Raw genomic sequence first — 17,217 nt, 5'->3', positions numbered from 1 at the left:
GCCCATGCACCCTCGGCAGCAACACCCCCAAAAACCCGCACACATGCGACGGCCCCCGGCCGGGACTGGCATCCCGATCGAGGGCCTGACCACCGAGGAAGAAGAGCCTTCCCGTGGCTGAAGAGAAGCCTAATGCGCCTGCGCGCGCTCAGTACGCGATTCGCCGATCGCCGTCGCCGCACCCGGCCGGTGTCCACCAGGTCACCGAATTCCAGGACCCCGGCTACACGATCGTCGGCAATCACCTCACCCAGCACCGTTCGCTGTCGGGCCTGGCGATCGGGCTCGCCGCGTACATCCAGTCGCTGCCCGAGGGCGCGCCGGTCGACATCCGTACGCTGGCCGGGCGCTTCCCCGAGGGGCGGGACCGGATCGCCGCCGCCTTACGGGAGTTGGAGGCGTACGGCTACCTCGAACGGGTCCGGCAGCGCACCGACGACGGGCGGATGGTCACCCGCACGATCTCGTACAACAACCCGGAGGCCACCCGCGCCCGCCGCGCCCGCGAGGCCGCCGCAGAGTCCAAACGCCGCACCGCCGTCGAGCCACCCGCCCCTTCGCCGGCCCCGGCTCCGTCCTCGGCTCCGACCTCGGCTCCGGCCCCGTTCCCTGCCTCGTCCCCGTCCCCGTCCCCGTCCCCGGTACGGCAGTCGCCGCCCGCCCGCGTGGCACAAGCCCCGTCCACCCCACGGCTGCCGGAGCCCGCGACTCCCGCACACCACCCCCCGGCCGCCGCCCTCCTGGCGAACCTCCGCCGCGACGACCCCCGCCTCCTGCTCTCCGTACGGGACATCCACCGCCTCACCCCGCCCCTCGCCGCCTGGCTGGAACGGGGGGCCACCCCGGAGGCCGTACGCAGAGCCCTCACCACCGGCCTCCCGGACACCCTGCGCCACCCAGCGGCCCTGCTCGCCCACCGCCTCACAGAACTGCTCCCGCCGCCCCTCGCGGCCACCTCACCGGCCGCTCCCACCCGAGCCCGCCCGGCCCCGCTCCAGACCTGCGACGGCTGCGAGCGCGCCTTCCGTGCTCCCACCCCGGGCCGGTGCCGCGACTGCCGCAACCCGGCGGCGGAGCGGGGTGCGGCTTAGCATGAAGCCGAGGACTCCGGCCGGCACGTCGGCAGAAATGCCGACAGAGATCGACAGAGACAAGGAGCGAGCGCCATGACCATGGCCCCCGACGACGCGCGACGGGACGCCCTTCTGTACCAGGCCATGCGGGAGTTCGTTCAGTCCATGGACGACACCCTTCCGGGCAAATTCGAGATCACGAAGGAAGGAATCGTTCACGACATGATGGCGCCTGCCGGGCCTCATGAGCTCACCACGCTGCGTGTCCGAAAGCGCCTGGAGAAGGTGATGCCTGAGGAACTGGTGGCCCACACGGGGACCCCCGACGTGGAATGCCAGGCCGAGGGCATCATGCGCCATCCTGACGTGATGGTGATCGCCGAGGCGGACATGGAAGTCGAGGGGTCCTTCGACCCACGCACACTCATCGCCGCCATCGAAGTGGTTTCCCGCTCCAACCCGGACAACGACTGGGTGAGCAAGATGCGCGACTATCCGCTGCTGGGCGTTCCTGTGTACGTGATCTTTGACCCGCGTAGCGGCTCGGGCGCGGTGCTCACCGACATCCATCCGACGCCGAGCGGCCCCCGTTATGCGACCCGTAAGGAGTTCGTCTACGGCGAGGACGTGACCATCGGGGACTGGACCATCACGACGCAGGACCTGCCGCGTTACCCGTAGCCACGCTGAAACGCCCGTGCGAAGGCGTGCGGGGTATTGAAGACTGCGGGCATGGAATTCTTCTGTTACCACCGCGACCGGTCCGACTCCCTGGCGCTGCGTGAGGAGCTGCTGGAAGAGCACTGGTCCTATATGGACGGGTACGGGGCGGAGATGATCGCCCGTGGCCCGACCATGGCCGGCGACGGCGAGATGCCCACCGGCAGTGTGCACATAGTCGACCTGCCGGATCCGGCCGCCGCCCGCGCGTTCGCCTTTGGCGAGCCCGGCTACCAAGCGGGTGTGTACCGCGAGGTGATGCTGCGGCGGTGGCACAACACACTGGGGCGCACCATGTGGGACTTCCCTGGTGGTGAGACCGGCGGCAACCGGTATCTGGTGCTCGGCCTCGGCGCCGGACCGGCCGCTGACCTCGATGTGCCGCCCGGGCGGGACGAGTTGATCGCGTACGGGCCGCTGCTGTCCGACGACGGGGCCGCCTGGCTGGGCACGGCGGCGCTGGTCCGGGCGCCGGACGCGGACGCGGCGCGCGCCGTCCTGACGCCGGACCGGTACGCCGATATCGACGTGCACAACTGGCAGTTCGGCGGCCGGTCGTGAGCGGCCGGAGCCCCGGGCCGCTGCGGCCGCAATTTCTCCCGCGTCCGTAGATATTTGGACATTGCGTATCAGTCGGCCGAAAAATGAACATCGATTGCCGCGTGCAAGTTTCACAAAATCGTCAACCTCAAGATCGGCTCAACAGGGTTTCCCCGAGCGCATATCGGCAACTACGTTTGTGAGTGGCAAAGAGAGCGCGGTATCTGACCCATACCGCGCCGCATAAGAACGTTGAATCGGGGAAATTCAATGAAGAGCCTTGTCTCGGGTGCGATGTCGGCCGTCATGGTGGGAGGCATCGTCCTCGCCAGTGGCGCCGGAGTGGCCCACGCCGAGTCGGACCCGCGGCCCGCGGTTCAGTCGAGCATGGTGAACCCCATCGAAGAAGCCCGTTCGATGTGCACCATGTCCAAGAGCGAGGACGACTGCGCCTACCTCATGAACCACACCAAGATGCACAAGATGGTGAAGGACTGCCTGATCAAGGGGGCGATCGGCGGAGCCGGCGCGCTGGTCGTCGGCCGCTACGTCAGCAAGGACGTGGCCTCGGACATCGCGAAGAAGACCGTGGTCGCCGGAGCCACCGGCTGCCTCGCGTCGCTCGCCTGACGGCTTAGGACATCCTGATGGCCAAGATCGTATTCACTCTTCTCTGGGCCGGTGTGGTCGTCGCGGTGAACAGCGTGCTCGATGACATCACCTGGGCTCAGTATCTGGCGATATTCGTCCTCGGGGGAATGTACGCCTTTACTGTCAACAAGGTTCCGGGGATCCGGGGCAAGAGCGCCCAAGAAGGTCCGGAAGCGTAGCGTTCTTGGTGTTGCATATTGTGTCGGCGGTGTCCACCGGGCGCCGCCGGCACTGCTGTGCGGAACGGGGTTTCAGGTACCCCGGCTCACCAGGAGCCTGCCCACCGCCTGTTCCAATTCCGCGATGCGGTCGGCCAGGCGTTCCTTGTCGGTGCCCTGGGCATCGCGCAGGAGGAGTTCCACCTCGGCGAGCTGGCCGGCGATGTCCGCCAGCCGGGAGGCGTCGCCGGCACCGGGGGAAACGGGCGGGGGCATGGGCTCGGACTGCGCCCGGAATTCCTGGCTTTCGGCGGGCTTGGCTTCGGCCTCCCGGGTGCCTTCGGTTTCCGCCGGCGGCGGGGCGGCCGGGGCCGACACCGTCGTCGCGGGCGGGTGTGCGGGCGCGGCACCCGGCGCCCCCGCGGCGGCCGGTGCGCCCTCGCCGCGGGGCTGTTCGTCCGAGGTCAGCAGGCGTTTCAACTGCTCGGCCTGGGCGGCCAGCTGGCGGTTCTTGCGGTGCAACTCCAGGAAGACGTTCACCTTGGTGCGCAGCAACCAGGGATCGAAGGGCTTGATGAGGAAGTCGGCGGCACCGACCGTGTAGCCGCGATAGGCGTAGTTCGGGTCGACCGAGGCGCCGGTGAGGAGAATGATCGGGACGTCCTTGGTCTGGTCGAGGCCCTTGATGTTGGCGGCGGTCTCGAAGCCGTTCATGCCCGGCATCATCACGTCGATGAGCACCACCGCGAATTCCTCGCGGAGCATGGCCTTGAGGGCCTCTTCGCCGGATCGCGCACGGACCACTTTCTGGGTGAGGGAGCTCAGCACGGCCTCCAGCGCGACGAGGTTCTCCTCCATGTCGTCGACGATGAGGATGCTGGGTGAGGTGTCGGGTGCGGTCGTCATGATTCCTGCCCCTGCCCCGTCGTTCCCGTCGTTCCCTGGTCGTCTTGGCCGACGTCATCGCTGCTTTCGGCGGCATGGGGGATATCGGGGTGAACAGGCTCGGCGTCAACGGGCTCGGCGTGCGGCGACGGTTCACCGTGCTCCGGGTCGAGAAGGCGGCAGATCACCGACAGCAGCCGGTCCACATCGACCGGTTTGGGGATGTAGTCATTGGCCCCGCTCTCGATCGCCTTTTCCCGGTCCCCGGGCATGGCCTTCGCGGTGAGGGCGATCACCGGCAGGTCGGCGAATCGAGGCGCGTGCCGGATCGCCTTGATCATCTCGTAGCCGTCCATTTCCGGCATCATGATGTCCATCAGCACCAGCGAGACATCCGGTGTCCGGTCGAGGACTTCCAGGCCCTCACGGCCGTTTTCCGCGTACTTCACGCTGATACCGATCCGGCCCAATACGTGCGTGAGTGCGAAGACATTGCGGATGTCGTCGTCGACGATGAGGATCCGGCGCTTGGCCAGCACCTCGCCGGCGCGTCCGCTGAGCCAGTCCTTGAGGCGGGTGGTCTCGGGCCAGGTGACGGCGCCGCCGTCGGGAGAGCGCCCGTCTGCGGGGGAGGTCAACTCCTGCTCCACCGGGGTGGGGAAGAGGTCACCGGTCGGCGCGGTCCGCTGCGGTTCGGGCTTGGCCGTGAGCTGTTCGGCCAGGACGGGGCCGGACTGGGCGGTGCTGTCCGCGGGGCGGGTGGCGGCGGTGGGGCTCGGGGCGGGGAACGGGCCCGTATAGCGCGCGGGCACGTACAGGGTGAAGGTGGAGCCGACGCCCGGCTCGCTCTCGGCGATGATCCGGCCGCCGAGCAGTGCGGCCATATCGCGGCTGATGGACAGGCCGAGGCCGGTGCCGCCGTATTTGCGGTTGGTGGTGCCGTCGGACTGCTGGAACGCCTCGAAGATGCCGTCGAGTTTCTCCGGCGAGATACCGATCCCGGTGTCCTTGACGGAAAGGGCGATGACGTTGTCGGCGGTCCGCAGGGATTCCTCCTCGAAGTCCGTGCCCGGAACGCGCTGGACGATGAGTTCCACGCCGCCGGAGGAGGTGAACTTCACCGCGTTGGACAGCAGATTGCGCAGGATCTGCTGGAGGCGCTGTTCGTCGGAGAACAGTTCCCTGGGGACGTTCTCGCCGACCGTGACGTCGAAGCTGAGACCGCGGTCGACGGTGAGCGGCCGGAAGGTGGCGCGGACGTAGTCGAGCAGTTTGATCAGCGGCAGGGTCTTGGGGTGCACATCCATCCGGCCGGCCTCGATCTTCGACAGATCGAGGATGTCGTTGATGAGCTGGAGCAGGTCGGAGCCCGCGCGGTGGATGGTGACGGCGAACTCCACCTCCTGCGGGGAAAGCCGGCCGTCGGGGTTGTCGGCGAGCAGCCGGGAGAGCACCAGCAGGGAATTCAGCGGGGTGCGCAGCTCGTGCGACATATTCGCCAGGAATTCCGACTTGTACTGGGAAGAGGTCGCGAGCAGAGCCGCCTTCTCCTCCAACTCGGCGTTCGTCAGCTGGAGTTCGTCGGAGCGCTGCCGGAGTTCGGCGGTCAGCCGCTGGGATTCCGAAAGCAGGGATTCCGTACGGGAGTTGGCGATGATGGTGTTGATCGAGACGCCGATGGTGTTCACGAACTGGTCGATGAAGGCGAGGTGGACCTCGCTGAACCGGCTGAACGAGGCCAGCTCGATGACGCCGAGCACCTGGTCCTCGAAGAGGACGGGCAGGATGACGATGCTGGCCGGGGCCGAGGCGCCGAGTCCGGAGCTGATGGTGATGTAGTCCGGCGGGACGGCCTCGACGACGATGCGCTTCTTCTCCATGGCGGACTGAGTGATCAGGCCCCAGCCGGGGGTGCCCAGCCGCAGCCGCGGCAGGGAACGGCGGCCCTCGGGCTGGCCGGTGCCGTAACCGGCGATCAGCTCCAGGCCCTCGCCCGGCTCGGCGCCCGCCTCGGCCAGGAAGAACGCGCCGAACTGCGCGTTCACCAGCGGGGTCAGCTCGCGCAGGATCAGGTCCGCGACCTCGACCAGGTCGCGGTGCCCCTGCATCAGGCTGGCGATACGGGCCAGGTTGGACTCCAGCCAGTCCTTGGCGCGGGTGGTCTCGCGGAGGTTGGCGACCATCAGGTTGATGTTGTTCTTCAGTGCGGCGACCTCGCCCTGGGCGTCGACGGTGATCGAGCCGGACATATCGCCCTGGGTGACCGCGCTGGCCACCTCGGCGATCGCCCGGACCTGGGTGGTCAGATTCAGCGCCAGCTCATTGACGCTGGTGGTCAGCCGCTTCCAGGTGCCGTAGACGCCCTCGACCCGGGCCTGCCCGCCGAGCTGGCCCTCACTGCCGACCTCGCGGGCCACCCGGGTCACCTCGGACGAGAACGAGGACAGGGTGTCGACCATCGTGTTGATCGTCGTCTTCAGCTCCAGGATCTCGCCGCGGGCGTCCACGTCGATCTTCTTGGACAGATCGCCCTTGGCGACCGCGGTGGCGACCTGGGCGATGTTGCGGACCTGGGAGGTCAGGTTGTCCGCCATGAAGTTGACGTTGTCGGTGAGGTTCTTCCAGACGCCGGAGACGCCGTGGACCTGCGCCCGGCCGCCGAGCCGGCCCTCGGTGCCGACCTCGCGGGCGACGCGGGTGACCTCGTCCGCGAAGGCCCGCAGCTGCTGGACCATCGTGTTGACGGTGTCCTTCAGCTCCAGGACCTCGCCCCGGGCGTCCACGTCGATCTTCTTGGACAGATCGCCGTTGGCCACGGCCGTGGTCACCTGGGCGATGTTGCGGACCTGGGACGTCAGGTTGAGCGCCATGGAGTTGACGCTCTCGGTCAGGTCTTTCCAGACCCCGGATACGCCCCTGACCTGCGCCTGGCCGCCCAGGTTGCCTTCGGTGCCGACCTCGCGGGCGACGCGGGTGACCTCGTCGGCGAAGGCGGAGAGCTGGTCGACCATGGTGTTGATCGTCGACTTCAGCTCCAGGATCTCGCCCTTGGCCTCGACGGTGATCGTCTTGCCGAGGTCGCCCTCCGCGACGGCGGTGGCGACCAGTGCGATGTTGCGGACCTGGGACGTCAGGTTGTCCGCCATGAAGTTGACGCTCTCGGTGAGGTCTTTCCAGACGCCGGATACGCCCCTGACCTGTGCCCGGCCGCCGAGCTGGCCGTCCGTGCCGACCTCGCGGGCGACGCGGGTGACCTCGTCGGCGAAGGCGGAGAGCTGGTCGACCATGGTGTTGATCGTCGACTTCAGCTCCAGGATCTCGCCCCGGGCGTCCACGGTGATCTTCTGGCTCAGGTCGCCGTTGGCCACGGCCGTGGTCACCTGGGCGATGTTGCGGACCTGCCAGGTCAGGTTGGACGCCATGAAGTTCACGTTGTCGGTGAGGTCTTTCCAGACCCCGGAGACGCCCCTGACCTGCGCCCGGCCGCCCAGCTGGCCTTCGGTGCCGACCTCGCGGGCGACGCGGGTGACCTCGTCGGCGAACGCCCGCAGCTGGTCCACCATCTTGTTGACGGTGAGCTTGAGCTCCAGCAGCTCGCCGGTCGCCTCGACCGTCACCTGCTGGGTCAGGTCGCCGGTGGCCACCGCGGTGGTGACCACGGCGATGTCGCGCACCTGCGCCGTCAGCCGGGACGCCATGGTGTTGACCGCCTCGGTCACATGCAGCCAGTCGCCGGACAGCCCCTGGACCTTGGCCCGGCCGCCGAGCCGGCCTTCGGTGCCGACCTCGCGGGCGACCCGGGTGACCTCGCCGGTGAACAGCGACAGCTGGTCGACCATGCGGTTCACGCCGTTGCCCAGGCGGCGCAGATCGCCGCGCAGCTCGCGGTTGCCGTCGTGCAGATCGACCCGCTGGGTCAGATCGCCGTCGGCCACCGCGTCCAGCACCCGGGTGGCCTTGGCCAGCGGGACCACCAGCGCTTCGAGCACGGTGTTGGCCGCCTCGATATTCGTCGTCCAGGTCCCCTGGCCGGGGCTCGCGGAGATCCGCTCGTCCAGCCGGCCCTGCCGGATGATCTCGCCGCGGACGCGTTTCAGCTCGGAGGCGAGATGGGCGTTACGGGCGATGATCTGGTTGAAGGCGCCGGCCATGTCGGCCAGCACCCCTTCGGTGGAGTCGTCGGTCGGCACGCTCTCCACACGCGTGGTGAAGTCCCCGTCGCGTACCGCGTTCATCGCCGCGAGCAGCGGTCGCAGCTCACTCGTGCGTACCCACTGGCCGTCGGGCGGGGGCGCGGGCGGAACGGGCCGGACGTACGTGGCGGGCCCGGACCGCTCGGCGGACGGTTCGGACGGTTCAGAGGGCTGAGCGGGCTCGGGAGGCTCGGGCCGGGCGGGGTCGAGCGCCATGGCACACCATCCCCCAGTGATCGAAGCGGGGAAATCCCATCGGGCAGAGTGATCCATTTGGGCAGTTATGACATAGTATAAAGCGCTCGTAATCACTTTTTCCCGGCATATCCAGGGGCCGCAGTGGTACCGCTGTCCTCCCCGCACACGACGGAATCCGTGTCCCGGAAAGGTCTGCCCGCGAATCAGCTCGCGGCCGCCGGCGCACGCAAGTTCGTGCGCGCGCTGCTCACCGAACGGGCCGCGGCACCACCCGCCACCGCGGGCCCCGGCTCGGCAGCGATCAGCGCGGAGCTCATCCACGACGCCGTCCTGCTCACCAGCGAGCTGGTCACCAACGCGGTGATGTACGCCGGTACCGAGATCGATGTGACCTGCCGGCTGGAGCACGAGCAGGAGCCCGCCGAGGGCGACGGGGAGCGCCGCCGGGCCAAGCTGGGCCTGGTCATGGAGGTCTCCGACCGCCACCCGGCCCGGCGCGTACGCGGAGGGGTGGACGCCCGCACCGGCGAGCCGGGGTACGGCCTTCAGCTGGTGAGCGCGCTGGCGGAATCGTGGGGCGTGACCTACCGCAAGTCGGTCAAGACCGTGTGGTTCCGGCTGGAGGCCACCGAGGGCCGGCCGGGCGTGACCGGCTCCGTGCCCCGGCCCGAGGCGCGCGCCGCCGCGCCTACTCCGGCGCGGCCGGCCCAGCCCGTCGCCCAGCGCCCCCGTACGCACGGCTACGCCGCCGAGTGGGCCGACCGCGGCGGCCCGTCCTTCCTCGCCGAGACCAGCGAACTGCTGGCCGGGCAGCTCGACCAGGACATGGTCACTGCGCTCGCCGCCCAGCTGCTGGTGCCCCGGCTCGCCGACTGGTGCGCGATCTGGCTGACCAACGAAAGCGGCACGATGGAGCTCTCCCGGGTCTGGCATGTCGATGAGCGGCGGATCGCTCCGCTCCGCGCCGACCTGGAGGTGGACCCGCCGGCCGACCTCATCCGCACCGCCGGGACCCCCTGGCCCTGGCCGGAATGCGCCGGTGCCAGCTCCTCGGGCGGGTCCGCGCTGGCCTTCCCGCTGGTCGCCCGGGACAGTGACCAGGGCATGCTGCTGCTCGGCCGGGCCGGACACCTCCAGATGACCGACACCGTGGTGCGGATGGTCGAGGATGTCGCCCGCCGCGTCGCCCAGGCCGTGCTCACCGCCCGCCAGTACACCCGGCAGACCACGATCAGCCTGGCGCTCCAGCGGCGGCAGCTGCCCGCGACGCTCGCCAGCATCCCCGGCATCGACACGGCGATCGTCTACGAGCCGCACGGCGAGGGCCAGACCGTCGGCGGCGACTTCTACGACGTCTTCCCGATGGGCGACCGGCGCTGGTGCTTCCTGCTCGGCGACGTCCAGGGCAAGGACCCGGAGGCGATGTCCGTCACCGGCCTGGCCCGCCATCTGGTGCGGCTGCTGGCCCGCGAGGGGCACGGCGTCGAGTCGGTGCTCGGCAGGCTGAATCTGGCCATGGCCGAGGAGAGCGCGGAGGCGGTGGAGCTCGGTGGCGAGCAGGCCAGCTCCCGTTTCCTGAGCCTGCTGTACGGCGAGCTGGAGGTCGATCCGGGCACTCCCGGGGCCCGCTGTACGGTCGCCACCGCCGGCCATCCGCCGCCGCTGCACATGTTCGTCGACGGCCGGGTCGAGGCGGCCTCCGACCCCCAGATGCTGCTCGGCATCGACGAGGGCACCGAATTCCAGGCCAGCTCCTTCGGCCTCGCCCCGGGGGAGACGCTGCTGTGCGTGACCGACGGGGTCACCGAACGCCGCTGCGGCAACTGGCAGTTGGATGACAACGACGGTCTGATCGAGGTGCTGCGGGACGGCACGGGGCTGGGCGCCAAGGCCCTTGCCGAGCATGTCCGGCGCGCCGCGCACGACTTCGGCACCGGACCCGTCGAGGACGATCTGTCGGTGCTGGTCCTCCAGGCGGTGACCCCGGTGGCCGATCGGCGCCCGTGAGCGGCCGGCCGGCCCGCCGGTGGCCGGCGGTCAGCGCCTCACCGCCCGGCGCCGGCCTGGGTGGCCACCGGCCGCCCGCCACCGGAGATCACGCCCCCGCCCAGCCCGGCGACGGTGTCCAACTGCCCGCCGAACAGCGGGCGGCCGAGGGAGGGGCCGTCGACGGCGGCCCGGGGGGCCGGGGCGGCCGCGGGTGCCGCCTGAGCGGTGCCGCAGGCGAGCACACCGACACCGCCCAGGGCGGCAAGGACGAGGCAACGGCCGAGGTGGGGGCGCATAAGACGCTCCTGTCAGAAGAGGAAACCGGGGAAACCGGACGCTCGTCAGCGTGCTGCTCCGTCCGGACACCGCACAAGCAACGTGCCGTAAGGGCCATCCCTCCGGGTGAACGGCGGCTGCCCGGCCTTTGACCTGGGGGAACGGGGAGGGGCCGCCGGGCGCGGGGGCGGCGCCGGAAAACTGCGGCCGGGCCGCCGCAGCCCGCCCCGTACCCCGCCCCATATGCCTCCATGAGCGGGCAAGAACACACCCCCAAGGGCGTGACATACCAAGCGGTATGCGTCGACAATCTCAGCACCACTACCCGCCCGTACACAGCGGAGGCACCCGGTGCTGAGCACGATGCAGGACGTACCGCTCACCGTCTCGCGAATCCTGACCCACGGGTCGACGGTTCACGGTGAATCGCAGGTCATCACCTGGACCGAGGGGGACCCGCACCGGCGCACCTTCGCCGAGGTCGGCCGCCGGGCCGCCCAGCTCGCCCATGCGCTGCGCGACGAGCTGTCCGTGGCCGGCGAGGAACGGGTCGGCACGCTCATGTGGAACAACGCGGAACACATGGAGGCATATCTCGCCATCCCCGCCATGGGGGCGGTGCTGCACACCCTCAATCTGCGGCTGCCCGCCGAGCAGCTGGTGTGGATCATCAACCACGCCGAGGACCGGGTCGTGCTCGTCAACGGCACCCTGCTCCCGCTGCTCGCCCCGCTCCTCCCGCAGCTGCCGAACCTCCGCCACATCGTCGTCGCGGGCCCCGGCGACCGGTCCGTCCTCGACGGCGCGCAGGCCCGGGTGCACCACTACGAAGAGCTGATCGCCGGCCGCCCGGAGAGCTACGCCTGGCCGGAGATCGACGAGCGGGAGGCCGCGGCGCTCTGCTACACCTCCGGGACCACCGGCGATCCCAAGGGTGTCCTCTACAGCCACCGTTCGCTCTATCTGCACTCGATGCAGGTCAACACCGCCGAGGCGTTCGCGCTCAGCTCCCGCGACATCACCCTGCCGGTCGTGCCGATGTTCCACGTCAACGCCTGGGGCCTGCCGCACGCCGCGTTCATGGCCGGTGCCTCGCTGCTGATGCCGGACCGCTTCCTCCAGCCCGCGCCGCTCGCCGAGATGATCGAGACCGTCCGGCCCACCATCGGCGCCGCCGTCCCCACCATCTGGCAGGGCCTGCTCGCCGAACTGGACGCCAAGCAGCGGGATGTCGCCTGCCTCCACACGGTCGTCATCGGCGGCTCCGCCTGCCCGCCCGCCCTGATGCGCGGCTTCGAGGAGCGGCACGGCATCCGCGTCGTACACGCCTGGGGCATGACCGAGACCTCCCCGCTCGGCAGCGTCTCCCACCCGCCGGCCGGGGTCAGCGGCGACGAGGAGTGGGCCTACCGCGCCACCCAAGGCCGGTTCCCCGCCTCCGTCGAGGCCCGGCTGATCGGCCCGGACGGCGAGCAGCTGCCCTGCGACGGCCGGTCCGCGGGCGAACTGGAGGTCCGCGGGCCGTGGATCGCGGGCGCCTACTACGGCGGCGCACAGGGCGACCCGCTGCGCCCCGAGGACAAGTTCAGCCACGACGGCTGGCTGCGCACCGGCGATGTCGGCACCATCACCCCGAACGGCTATCTCACGCTGACCGACCGCGCCAAGGACGTCATCAAGTCCGGCGGCGAATGGATCTCCTCGGTCGAGCTGGAGAACCATCTGATGGCGCACCCGCACGTCGTGGAGGCCGCGGTGGTCGCCGTCCCGGACGACAAGTGGGGCGAGCGGCCGCTGGCGACGGTGGTGCTCAACGACGGCGCGACCATCGGCTACGAGGAGCTGAAGGCGTTCCTCGGCGAGCGGATCGCGCGCTGGCAGCTGCCGGAGCGGTGGGCGGTGATCCCGGCGGTGCCCAAGACCAGCGTGGGCAAGTTCGACAAGAAGGTGCTGCGCAAGCAGTACGCGGAGGGCGAGCTGGACGTGACGCTGCTGGCCTAGGCCATCCCCTGGGGGCCCGGCGGTCCGGGCCCCCACAGGTCAGTTCGTGCCGATCTTGGCGAGCAGGTCGACGATCCGGGCCTGCACCTCGGCGCTGGTGGAGCGCTCCGCCAGGAAGAGCACCGTCTCGCCGGCCGCCAGCCGGGGCAGCTGCGCAGGGTCCATGTCGGCGGAGGTGTAGACGACCAGCGGCGTGTGGTCGAGCAGCCCGTTGGCGCGCAGCCAGTCGACGATGCCGGCCCGGCGGCGCCGCACCTGCATCAGATCCATCACGACCAGATTCGGCCGCATCTGTGTCGCCAGGGTGACCGCGTCGGCATCCGCACCGGCCCGTGCGACCTGCATCCCGCGCCGCTCCAGCGACATGGTCAGGGCGCCCGCGATGTCGTCGTTCTGCTCGATCAGCAGCACCCGCGGCGGGTGCTGCTCACTGTCCCGGGGGGCCAGCGCCTTGAGCAGCACGGCCGGGTCGGCACCGTAAGCGGCCTCCCGGGTGGCCTGCCCCAGGCCGGCGGTCACCAGGACAGGGACCTCGGCCGCGCCCGCCGCCTGACGCAGCGACTGAAGCGCGGTACGGGTGATCGGCCCCGTCAGGGGGTCGACGAAGAGCGCCGCCGGGTACGCGGCGATCTGGGCGTCCACTTCCTCGCGGGAGTTGACGATCACCGGGCGGTAGCCGCGGTCGCTCAGCGCCTGCTGAGTGGCGACATCCGGCGCCGGCCAGACCAGCAGCCGACGCGGATTGTCCAGCGGCTCCGGCGGCAACTCGTCGTCCATCGGCATCGGCTGACGGTCCATCACCTCTATGGCGCCGTTCGGACCGTCCAGCGGCTCGGGACCCTCGCTGCCCTCATCGGGCGCGGAGATCGCAAAGGCCCGCCCCTCGCCGGCATCCATCAGATGCGGCTGCGGCTGCGGCTGGGGCTGCGGCTGGGCCGGGGCCGGCGGCTTGGGCTGCGGGGCGCCGGGGGGCGCGGGCGCCTCGGCCGGCAGGGACTCGGCACCCGCCGCGCGCCGGTCCTCCGGCGGCGCGGCGAGCTTACGGCGGCGGCCCGAACCGGCGGACGTACCGCCCGGCGGGGTGCTGCCGGGTGGCAACGGCGGACGCTGCTGATCGGCGATCTGCTGGGCGAACGGCACACCCTGCCCGAGCGTCCGCACGCTGATCGCCCGCCCCTGGGAGTGCCCCGCGGCATGCCCGTCGTCCTCGGCGGCCGGCGGCAGCGGCTGCCGGTGCGCGGCGGCGGGCCCGCCCTGCTGCGGCACGGGCGGCGGGCCCGCGGCCTCCTCGGCGGGGCTGGGACGGCCCCGACGGCGGCCGGTGGGGGCCGGCGGGCTCTGCGGGTCCTGCGGCGCGACGGGTGCAGGGTCCGGCTGCGGCGTGACGGGTGCAGGGTCCGGCTGCGGCGTGACGGGTGCGGGGGACGGCTGCGGCGCGGCAGGCGCATGGGGCGGCTGTGGCGCAACGGGCGCCTGGGCGGCAGCGGCCTCCGGCGTGGGGGCGATACCCGGCGCCGTGCCACCGGCCGTACCCGTCGCCTCGGCCGGTTCGGTGGGCTGCGCCACCAGCCCCTCCGGGCCCGCGACGAAGGTGCCGGACGACTCGGCGTCGGCCATCGCGGCCGCCGCGCGCTCCTCGGCCGCGGCCCGCCTGGCCCGCCGTCTGCCGGTCGGTTCGCCGTCCCACTCCTCTTGCGGCGCACCGGAGCTGACGCCTGCTTCGGGTGTCGGCTGCCCGCCGGAAACGGCCGCGTCCGGGCCACCGGCCACCGGCCGACGCGCCCGGCGGCGGCCCGTACCGGCGCCCTCCTGCGGACCGGCCGACTGCGCGGGCACCTGGTCGGCGGTCGCGGGCAGCGCCGGCACCGACGACTCCGGGGTCCGGTCCGCGGCGGCGGGCGGCAGCGCGAAGGCGGTACGCGCACCGGCCGGCTGCTGGGAGGCCGCGGCCGCCCCGTTGCGCTCACCCGGGGCGGTCCGCTCGGGCGCCTCGGCCAGCGCCCGGCGCGCCCGTCGGCCACCCGCCTGCACGGGGGCGAGCCCCTGGGGGCCCGGGGGCGGGGTCTGGCCGGGGCCCGTGGCCTGCCCCGGAACATGCGGCCGGCCCGGCGCCGGAGTCTGCCCCGGAGCCGGGCTCTGACCTGGAATCTGCGGGCTCGGCCGGCCGGGTGCCGACGCGGGGGCCGGCACCGGCGCCGCCCCGTTGGCAGACGGCGCCGCGTTGGCCGACGGCGCCGCGGGCCCCTGCGGACCGGCCGCCGGTCCCTGGCCCTGCGGTGTCGGACCCTGGGGTGTTTGGCTCTGCGACGTTTGGCCCTGGGGTGTTGGCCCCTGAGGCGTTTGGCCCTGCGGTCGCGCCGCGGGCCCGTGCGGCTGCTCCGGAGCCGTGCTCGCCCCGGAAGGGAGCGCGGGCAGTCCGCCGCCCTCCGTCGCGCCCTGCCGGGCCCGGCGCCGTCCCGTCGGCGGTACGGCCTCGGCCCCCGCCATACCGGGCGGCAGCCCTCGGCCGTCCGTAACGGCCCCGCCCTGGGCACCCTGCGCGCCCTCGCCGACGGCACCGTGCGGCACCCCGGCCTCCGGTGCCCCGGCCTCCGGGCCGCCCGGAAGCGCGCCCTGCTCCGCACCCGAGCGCCGCGCCCGCCGACGACCGGTCGGCTGCGCCCCGCCCGTCTGCTCCGGCACCACGGCGCCGGCCGCGGCACCACCGCCACCGAGCGGCGCACCGGACCCACCGGAACCGCCCGGCCCACCGTCACCACCGGACGGCCCCTCGCCGCCCTCGTGTCCTTCGTCGTCCGGCCCCTGGCCGCCGCTGGCCGCGCCCGCGTCCGCCGCGTCGCCCTGGGTGCCGCGCGCACGGGCCGCCGGTACCGGCATCACCGTCGTCTCGTTGCCGGTCGGCGCCTCTGCCCCGGCCGTCGCCCCGTCCGGGGCCATGTCGTCGCCCGCCACCGGCAGCTCCAGCACATACGCGCTGCCGCCCGCACCGGGCCCGCCACCGGGCACCTCGTGCGTCTGCATCAGCCCACCGTGCTGCCGCATGATGCCGCGGACGATCGGCTCATGCACCGGGTCGCCGCCGCCATACGGGCCGCGCACCTCGATCCGTACGACATCACCGCGCTTGGCCGCCGCCACCACGATCGTCGAATCGCCCGGGACCGGCCCCGAACGCCCGCCCACGGCAGCCTCACCGGCCGGCATCCGCCCCGTCGAATCGACCCCCGCGACATCCGCGATCAGATGCGACAGCGCCTGCGCGATCCGCTCCGCGTCGACCGTCGCCTCTATCGGCGGCGCATGCACCGCGAACTGCGCCCGGCCCGGACCGATCAGCTCGATCGCGCCCTCCACACCGGCCGCGACCACGCCGTCCAGCGAAACCTTCGTGCGGTTGAGCTTCTCCTTGCCGGAGTCCAGCCGCTGATAGCTCAGTACGTTGTCCACCAGCGTCGTCATCCGGGCATGGCCCGCCGCGAGGTGGTGCAGGATCTGGTTCGCCTCGGGCCAGAGCTGGCCCGCCGGGTCGGACGCGAGCGTCCCCAGCTCGCCCTTCAGCTCCTCCAGCGGCCCGCGCAGCGCCTGCTCGAGCACCGCCAGCAGCTGGGTGTGCCGGGCCGCCAGCGCGTCGAACGCCCGGCGGTCGGTGAAGGTCATCACCGCGCCGACGAGCTGATCGCCGTCCCGCACCGGCGCCGTCGTCAGATCGACGGACACCGCCCGGCCGTCCTTCGCCCACAGCGCCTGCCCGCGCACCCGGTGCTTGCGCCCCGACTTGAGCGTGTCGGCCAGCGGGGTGTCCTCCCACGGGAGCGCCGAACCGTCGGCCCGCGAGTGGTGGATCAGCGGATGCAGCTCCTTGCCGCCCAGCTCACTCGCCCGGTAGCCGAGGATCTGCGCCGCGGACGGATTGACGAGCACGACCTTGCCGTCGGCGTCGACCCCGACCACACCCTCGGCCGCGGCCCGCAGAATCATCTCGGTCTGCCGCTGCTGCCGGGCCAGCTCGGTCTCGGTGTCCAGCGTCCCGGTCAGATCCCGGACGACGAGCATCAGCAGCTCATTGCCCGTATAGCCGTTCCGGTGATCGGCGTACGCCGCCTCGAAGGCCGACTCGTACGGGGTCCGCCCGTCCTCCAGATTGGCGCTGGTCACCTCGACCAGCAGCTCCGTCCCGTCCGTCCGCCGCGCGACCATCCGCGTCGGCTTCGTCCGGGTACGTTCCTCCTCCTCGTCCCGGCGCCGCATGGACCCCGGGATCCGCTTGGAGTCGAAGGACGGCAGCAGATCGAGCAGCCCGCGCCCCACCAGGGCCGTGCCCGGCGCCTCGAAGGTCTCCAGCGCGATGGTGTTGGCGTTGACGACCGTGCCGTTGCAGTTGACGAGCAACAGCGCGTCGGGGAGGGCGTCGAGTATGGCTGCGAGGCGAGCAGCGCCTCGGGATGGCCTGCTGCTCACGACGACGCTTCCTCCCTGTTACCGCACCTTGCCGACCCACCGCGGCGGATCGCTGGGATGGAGTCTACGGGCACT

Annotated in this window: 11 protein-coding genes; 7 read left to right on the top strand and 4 right to left on the bottom strand. The window is 71.6% G+C overall.

Going from position 1 to position 17,217, the window contains the following annotated elements:
* Positions 1 to 113 precede the first annotated feature (113 nt).
* The 5 genes from AC3EUV_RS10570 to AC3EUV_RS10550 all read left to right on the top strand — a co-directional run bounded on the left by AC3EUV_RS10570 (position 114) and on the right by AC3EUV_RS10550 (position 3,163).
* Entirely contained in the window at positions 114 to 1,091 is a 978-nt protein-coding gene (locus AC3EUV_RS10570; RefSeq protein WP_435602721.1) for a helix-turn-helix domain-containing protein, read from the top strand.
* A 75-nt stretch (positions 1,092 to 1,166) separates the two neighbouring features.
* On the top strand, positions 1,167 to 1,754 hold the full coding sequence (locus tag AC3EUV_RS10565) for a Uma2 family endonuclease (RefSeq protein ID WP_432144125.1): 588 nt from the start codon (positions 1,167 to 1,169) through the stop codon (positions 1,752 to 1,754).
* Between the two features lie 51 nt (positions 1,755 to 1,805).
* Positions 1,806 to 2,354: a YciI family protein gene (locus AC3EUV_RS10560; protein WP_435602720.1), complete on the top strand. Its 549-nt coding sequence runs from the start codon at positions 1,806 to 1,808 to the stop codon at positions 2,352 to 2,354.
* A 249-nt stretch (positions 2,355 to 2,603) separates the two neighbouring features.
* Entirely contained in the window at positions 2,604 to 2,963 is a 360-nt protein-coding gene (locus AC3EUV_RS10555) for a hypothetical protein (protein WP_432144123.1), read from the top strand.
* A gap of 17 nt (positions 2,964 to 2,980) precedes the next feature.
* Positions 2,981 to 3,163, top strand: a complete 183-nt coding sequence (locus AC3EUV_RS10550; RefSeq protein ID WP_386687667.1) for a hypothetical protein — start codon at positions 2,981 to 2,983, stop codon at positions 3,161 to 3,163.
* 72 nt (positions 3,164 to 3,235) lie between these two features.
* Here AC3EUV_RS10550 and AC3EUV_RS10545 read toward each other — a convergent pair whose 3' ends face one another.
* Positions 3,236 to 4,048 (bottom strand): response regulator, encoded by an 813-nt coding sequence (locus AC3EUV_RS10545; RefSeq protein ID WP_432144122.1) that lies wholly within the window; start codon positions 4,046 to 4,048, stop codon positions 3,236 to 3,238.
* Positions 4,045 to 8,436 carry a HAMP domain-containing protein gene (locus AC3EUV_RS10540; RefSeq protein ID WP_435602719.1) on the bottom strand — a complete coding sequence of 1,464 codons (4,392 nt, stop codon included), beginning with the start codon at positions 8,434 to 8,436 and terminating at the stop codon, positions 4,045 to 4,047. Before AC3EUV_RS10540 ends, AC3EUV_RS10545 begins: the two co-directional genes overlap by 4 nt.
* A gap of 159 nt (positions 8,437 to 8,595) precedes the next feature.
* Between AC3EUV_RS10540 and AC3EUV_RS10535 the strand changes: the two genes are divergently transcribed.
* Positions 8,596 to 10,425, top strand: a complete 1,830-nt coding sequence (locus AC3EUV_RS10535; RefSeq protein ID WP_435602718.1) for a SpoIIE family protein phosphatase — start codon at positions 8,596 to 8,598, stop codon at positions 10,423 to 10,425.
* 38 nt (positions 10,426 to 10,463) lie between these two features.
* On the opposite strand, the gene AC3EUV_RS10530 is transcribed toward AC3EUV_RS10535, so the two are convergent.
* Positions 10,464 to 10,703, bottom strand: coding sequence for a hypothetical protein (locus tag AC3EUV_RS10530; RefSeq protein WP_432144119.1), 240 nt, complete (start codon positions 10,701 to 10,703; stop codon positions 10,464 to 10,466).
* Between the two features lie 331 nt (positions 10,704 to 11,034).
* Between AC3EUV_RS10530 and AC3EUV_RS10525 the strand changes: the two genes are divergently transcribed.
* Entirely contained in the window at positions 11,035 to 12,684 is a 1,650-nt protein-coding gene (locus AC3EUV_RS10525) for a long-chain fatty acid--CoA ligase (protein ID WP_435602717.1), read from the top strand.
* Positions 12,685 to 12,723: 39 nt separating this feature from the next.
* Here the strand turns inward: AC3EUV_RS10525 and AC3EUV_RS10520 are convergent, their stop codons facing one another.
* Positions 12,724 to 17,142 carry a response regulator gene (locus AC3EUV_RS10520; RefSeq protein ID WP_435602716.1) on the bottom strand — a complete coding sequence of 1,473 codons (4,419 nt, stop codon included), beginning with the start codon at positions 17,140 to 17,142 and terminating at the stop codon, positions 12,724 to 12,726.
* Positions 17,143 to 17,217: the final 75 nt, after the last annotated feature.

The sequence above is a fragment of the Streptomyces sp. bgisy130 genome, assembly GCF_057708345.1.
Note: the sequence above shows the minus strand (reverse complement) of the source record. Positions and strands in the feature narration are given on the sequence as shown.

Excerpts from the sequence above, each read along its gene's own strand:
- AC3EUV_RS10560 (WP_435602720.1), top strand. The coding sequence starts at position 1,806 with ATGGAATTCTTCTGTTACCACCGCGACCGGTCCGACTCCCTGGCGCTG.
- AC3EUV_RS10540 (WP_435602719.1), bottom strand. The coding sequence starts at position 8,436 with ATGGCGCTCGACCCCGCCCGGCCCGAGCCTCCCGAGCCCGCTCAGCCC.
- AC3EUV_RS10565 (WP_432144125.1), top strand. The coding sequence starts at position 1,167 with ATGACCATGGCCCCCGACGACGCGCGACGGGACGCCCTTCTGTACCAG.
- AC3EUV_RS10530 (WP_432144119.1), bottom strand. The coding sequence starts at position 10,703 with ATGCGCCCCCACCTCGGCCGTTGCCTCGTCCTTGCCGCCCTGGGCGGT.
- AC3EUV_RS10555 (WP_432144123.1), top strand. The coding sequence starts at position 2,604 with ATGAAGAGCCTTGTCTCGGGTGCGATGTCGGCCGTCATGGTGGGAGGC.
- AC3EUV_RS10550 (WP_386687667.1), top strand. The coding sequence starts at position 2,981 with ATGGCCAAGATCGTATTCACTCTTCTCTGGGCCGGTGTGGTCGTCGCG.
- AC3EUV_RS10545 (WP_432144122.1), bottom strand. The coding sequence starts at position 4,048 with ATGACGACCGCACCCGACACCTCACCCAGCATCCTCATCGTCGACGAC.